2 protein-coding genes are annotated in these 2,666 nt (G+C 42.5%); both read right to left on the bottom strand.

Annotated features, from left to right (window positions below):
* Positions 1-84 precede the first annotated feature (84 nt).
* Positions 85-852, bottom strand: coding sequence for an IS21-like element helper ATPase IstB (istB, locus tag GGR21_RS20745; protein WP_183309145.1), 768 nt, complete (start codon positions 850-852; stop codon positions 85-87).
* A gap of 45 nt (positions 853-897) precedes the next feature.
* Positions 898-2,511, bottom strand: a complete 1,614-nt coding sequence (gene istA / locus GGR21_RS20740) for an IS21 family transposase (protein ID WP_246348149.1) — start codon at positions 2,509-2,511, stop codon at positions 898-900.
* Between the last annotated feature and the right edge of the window lie 155 nt (positions 2,512-2,666).

The following is a 2,666-nucleotide window of genomic DNA, read 5'->3' as shown; positions in this document are numbered from 1 at the left end:
TGTATAATATAATTGAAAAGTAGTCCACTTAGTAATTGAAAAGTATACCACTAAGTGCTCTCGGATGAGATTGATTAAAGATATTTATTCTTCATTAGGTTGCAACATTTTTTTAGTTTCTTTAACTCTGTAAGACTGTCCATTCATATTGATAAGATATGCTTTATGTGTGAGCCTGTCTACCATAGCAGCCACCAGAACTTTATCCTTTACTATTTCTCCCCATCTGTCAAAAGCCAGATTTGTAGTAATGATTGTTGATTTCTTTCCAGCCCTGAGCGATAGATGGTTAAATAGCAGTTCGCCTCCTTCCTTATCGCAACTTACATATCCAAACTCGTCACAGATGACCATATCATAGTTTTGGAAGCGTAATTCAAGCAGTCTGAGACTCTTTTGCGACCGACATTCCCTGATTTGTGTCAGCAGGCGGGGAACAGAAGTAAAAAAGACAGTATAGCCCTCCAGGCAGGCTTTAATACCCAGTCCAATTGACATATGTGTTTTACCGGTTCCGGGATTACCGCAAAATACGATATTACGTCCATCCTTGATAAATTCCAGCGTTTCAAGCTCGGGCAGTGCTGTTTGCGCATCCTTAGGCAGTTCTTGCCTTACCAGTTCCTGAAGGTACTTCAGTTCAGGGAATCCGGCTAACCTGATCCGCTGTTTACGGCGCGCCTCGATACGCATGTCCATTTCCTTGGTTAACAGCCGGCATATCAATACCCGGTACGACCAGTTCTCATCAGTTGCCTGGGTAATAAAGTCATCGAGTTCATCCCGCATGACAGGTAGTTTAAGCTCTTTGGCATAGTTAAAAACTTTTTCTTTCTCGTTCAGATTTTCCATTTGCATACTGTTTATATTAAATACTTCTTGTCTCATACCTGATTATTAATTTTTGGTGGTAATTTTTATATTGTTTTCTGTGTCCATTATGCGCGAGAGGTCCATTAGTATCCTCATGGCTCCGTCTTCGATCAGGGCAGATCCGCTCTTATGACTTTCATCCAGATAGATGGGTTCATCCGGCATACCTTGAGGTTCATTATTGGTATGCATCATGGCTTTGATCTGGTCTGCCGATATACTTCTCAGACCTCGTTCCTTCAATGAACTGTAGGCTTCTATTATATCATTATCGCTAAAATTGTTATCCCTGGCATACTGTAAAAGGAAGACAAAATCCCTGGCCTTATCTGTAAAATGTTTATTGAACAAAGCCTGTATTTTTACCGGCATTTGTTTTAATGCCAGGGAAGTGTTCAGTGCTCCCGGTTTGCGCAACAGGGTATTTATATAATGCTCCAGTTTGATGGACCACCCTTTCTCTCTGGAGTAAATCCGTTCATGTACGGCTACTTTGTCATTGCCAAAAAGGACAACCAGTTTCTCGGAGTACATCTTAACGGTAACGGTTTTGCCTACCAGTGTATCGGGAACCGAGTAGTGGGAGCAGTTCATACAGATGGTGGACCACTTGTCCACCTTGTACTCAGCCATCAGGAAGCATCCCATCTCATTGGTATAGGGTCTTAATGCAGCCAGATCTGCTGCCAGTTCCTCCACTTTATTGATAGTCGAGGGGCTGCCACTGCGCGAGTTAATCTTCTCACATATACTCAGTAAGTGGCTTTGAGCATCTGCCAGAGAGGTATAATGAAGATTGATACTGAAAGCTTTACGCCTGACGTATTCTACAGAACGTTCTACATGGCCCTTTTCCCAGCCGGCACGGGCATTACAGAAGCGATAATGGTAACGGTAAAAGTTGCTCATGCGAAGAAGTGTTTGGGTGGGTTTCTTCTCCTCTCCTGCAAACTTCTTGATGACGGCCACACGCATATTGTCATAGACCATAATGTGGGGAACACCGTTTATCTGGCGGAAGAAGTTACGGTGTGACTCCATGAAGGCTAACTGGTCCTGGTGATGGAACAGCCAGGCATAACGCCCGTTACTATGGCTTAGGGTAAAGACGGCCAGTTGAAGACGATGAAGTTTGCCATTTAAATAAAGCTTGACTTCGCCCCAGTCAAACTCACAGGATTCTCCCGGAGGGTAATAACCACGGATGAAGGCCTCCTGGGATTTATCCTCTTTCTTAACCATACAGGCAGAGGCGATGTATTTACAAACCCCTGTATAGCTGACCTGAAAGCCTTTGTCTATTAACAGTTCGTAGATATCTTTACCCCGCATACACTGTTTCTTCAGTCCCATGGCACGTTTACGGGCGTTCTTCTCCAAACAGTCGTCTATTAAATCTTTCAGGCTGCCGACAATAACACGAGGGCCTCGACGGGAACTGTTATAACGTGGCTGGGTAGTTAATACTGATTCCAGAGAGGCTTCAGGATCAGGGCAGGATAAAGCTGCTTCATACTCACAAATGATTTTATGAACGGTCTTACGGCTGATATCCAACTGTCTGGCTATAGCCCGCTTACTGTACCCCACCGTACGGTACATATGTATAATTGTTTGTTTTTCCACCATTGTTATCATTTTACCCTCTGTGTTGGTTAATACACAAAGGAATTTATAATGTTAATATTTGTTAGTAAAATACAGAGCTTTATTATATGCTCTCCTAAATTTTACTTAACTGGTGGTATACTTTTCAATTATTTTAGTGGACTACTTTTCAATTATATTATACA

Source organism: Dysgonomonas hofstadii, from assembly GCF_014196915.1.
Lineage (GTDB): Bacteria > Bacteroidota > Bacteroidia > Bacteroidales > Dysgonomonadaceae > Dysgonomonas > Dysgonomonas hofstadii.
Note: the sequence above shows the minus strand (reverse complement) of the source record. Positions and strands in the feature narration are given on the sequence as shown.